At 34.0% G+C, this 2,481-nt stretch carries 1 protein-coding gene; it reads right to left on the reverse strand.

Going from position 1 to position 2,481, the window contains the following annotated elements:
* Nucleotides 1-394: 394 nt before the first annotated feature.
* On the reverse strand, nucleotides 395-2,146 hold the full coding sequence (locus tag HN894_15675) for a PQQ-binding-like beta-propeller repeat protein (protein MBT7144762.1): 1,752 nt from the start codon (nucleotides 2,144-2,146) through the stop codon (nucleotides 395-397).
* Nucleotides 2,147-2,481: the final 335 nt, after the last annotated feature.

Raw genomic sequence — 2,481 nt, forward strand, 5'->3', positions numbered from 1 at the left:
GATAGTAACTTATTGGAAAAAAATATACATGAACTCCATTTTTATTTAAAAAATTAATGTTTTTTATCAAAGCTTGCATTTATCTGTATTACAGAATATTAACATCATTTTGCTTGTTTTTGTGAATTATGCAGGCTAAATGTTGTAGTGTCAAGTGGCCAATTAATTTCGATTTCTGTCTGAGTAAAAATTAGGTCTAAATTTAGAATGGCGCAAAAAGTAAATATGTAGAATTTTATTTTCATATATTATCTTGACTAAGGTAAATTCATTGTATAATTATCAATTTTCAATAGTAAATCATCAATTGTTTCAGTCCTTTTTGGCTCTCCAAATATTAAAAACACCTGTTCCTATGATGACTAAACAACAAAAATTTAAAAATCTGAAAAAATCAATTTTGTACAAGCAGTTTTTTAACAACAATTTGCTGATTAAACTGAAATTTAAGTAGATATAAACCATTTTCAAGATTTCGAATAAAGTTACTCTCCAATTTCTTAAAGTAGCTGCCTTTTTTTTGAGTAGAATTTTCAATGTCTGCAATTCTAAGACCAAAATAATTATATAAACTTATGTTTACCTTTGTTTTGGTTTTCAGCTTATATTCAATATTTAAATATTCGCTCACAGGATTTGGATAAGTTTCAATTAAATAATTGTTTTCGATTTTTACAATTGATTCAAAATTTATGATAGAAATAGTATTAAGGTTTTCAAAAGCAGTACTTGATGAGTCAAATGGATATACTGGATTTGAGGGCATTGAAGCGGTGTCTAGCTTAACGCAAGCACTTCTCACCGTGTCCTTACGGAACATTAACCAATCAGGACCACCTTTGCTTTCGCAAGAAATTGCATAAGCTCTGCCATAGTTTGTTTCAATTTCAGGATAATCTGTTCGTCCTCCCACAACAAAAATATCTAATAAGGAATCTCCATCGAAATCGGCAATTATCGGGGCATGATCAATATCAAATTCCACACTATCGTGATGAGCAGCAAGATCAATACTCCAAATTTCGTTTCCTGAACTACCATGGAGAGCATAAACTTCGCCATTGCTTGTTCCAAAAACCACATCAAGAGTATCATCGTTGTTTATATCGGAAATGGCTGCCCCACGAAACGGATAAGCATAGGATGGGATTGGGAATTCCCAAAGCAAATCACCAGTACTGCTCAGCACCCCAAGATTCCAGGCATCGAAAAATACTATTTCGTAAATTGTGTCATTATTCAAATCGGCAATAGAAGTTGGTGCTCCAATATAAAAAGGATTTGAAAATGAATATTCCCATTTCAGACTGCCATTTTCGGCATTTAAAACTAAAAGAGTTCCATCGTAGGTTCCGATTGCCAGCTCCATATATCCATCGGCATCAATATCTGCAAAGGAAGCTCCATGATACATATAATCGTTTGGCAATTCGGTTTCCCAAAGCAAATACTGATCGTTTCCACGAAAACAAAAAATCTTGTGGTCGGTTCCAAAATTCCAATTTCCTACAACAAAATCAAGCTGTCCGTTATTATCCACATCAAGAATTATTGGAGCAGTTTGTATCCATGAATTTAAATCGACAGCCAAATCCCAGGCAACACTACCATCTTCGCCATTGAAGCAGGCAACATATCCTCCAAAACACCCATGCAGAATTTCAGGTTTACCGTCATTGTCAATATCTCCAACCGTGGGTGGAGAATCGCTGCCATGTAAAGGGGTTTCCCATTCTATTTCTCCGGTGGGTCCAGAAAAACAAAAAGTTTTTGGCACACAAGAACCTGCCAGAATAACTTCAAGAGTATCGTCCATGTCCACATCAAAAATCAATGGAGCGGCATCGTTGCAGCCACCTGTGTTTACTTTCCACAATAAACTTCCGTCTTCGGCATTTAAAACATAAATTGTGCTGTCGTTTCGGTAGCAACTAAAAGCTATTTCGAGTTTGCCATCTCCGTCGAGGTCGGCAGATGCAGAATTTCCGAAAGCTGAATCGTTTACATCGTACCACCATTTTATTTGGGGTGTTTGTGAATACACAAAATTGAAAGATAGGATAGCAAAGATTAGAATAATAAAGTTTAGGTTTTTCATAGTTTCATTTATTTCATTAAAACTATCAAAGTTATGGAATATTTTCATTTTTTTACTTTTCTAAAAATAGGGGCTAAATCTTTTTTTGAGGTCATAGAAAAAACTTTCATTTTAATTTTGAAATATCAAGTTCAGTCTATTAATCTTTCATTTACTTTTGTCTTGACACAAAAGTAACAAAAAGTCAAGAAAAAATGATGCTACAACCCACATGCCATCTCCCGCCCGCCATTTTTTCTGGCTGACTCGTCCTAAAATAGGTTTACACCAAAAAGTGTAAAAATGGATAAAAAAAGTAAAGTTATTTTAGGATTGTCATCAGGAAAAATACTTAGAAAGCCGAGCAAATATTTTTCAGATGAAGAAAAACATTTCATTATTCA

It is taken from the genome of Bacteroidota bacterium (assembly GCA_018692315.1).
Lineage (GTDB): Bacteria > Bacteroidota > Bacteroidia > Bacteroidales > JABHKC01 > JABHKC01.